This is a genomic window from Olleya sp. 1-3, assembly GCF_002836085.1.
Lineage (GTDB): Bacteria > Bacteroidota > Bacteroidia > Flavobacteriales > Flavobacteriaceae > Olleya > Olleya namhaensis.
Map to the genome: position 1 here is coordinate 1 of NZ_PJBW01000041.1, position 423 is coordinate 423.

The 423-nt window shown below is 39.5% G+C and carries 1 protein-coding gene; it reads right to left on the reverse strand.

Annotated elements, in window-relative coordinates; genetic code table 11:
* A partial coding sequence (locus CXF54_RS12970) for an SdrD B-like domain-containing protein (RefSeq protein WP_317044446.1) occupies positions 1-423 on the reverse strand: 423 nt, incomplete at both ends.

The following is a 423-nucleotide window of genomic DNA, read 5'->3' on the forward strand; positions in this document are numbered from 1 at the left end:
GCTGGTGCAAATCCGTCATCTGTTGTAGATGTTACTCCATCTACTACTGTTACTGTTTCTGGATCTGAATCTGTTGTTGTTAAAGTATCTGTAATATCAGCTGGTAATGTTGTCTCATCAACATCAACTACTGCATCTCCTAATGGAAGATCCGTTGCTGACCATGAACCATCTGCTATTGTTGTTACTGTTGTTTCGTCTCCGTTAACATCCGTAATAACTACATCTACTCCTGCAATTCCTTCTTCACCTGCATCTTGAACACCGTTATTGTTGGTGTCTTCAAATACAACTCCTGTTAATCCTGAAGTTACTGGTGCAAATCCATCATCTGTTGTTTCTGTTGCTACACCTTCTAATACCGTTACTGTTTCTGGATCTGAATCCGTTGTTGTTAATGTATCTGTAATTTCTGCTGGTAAC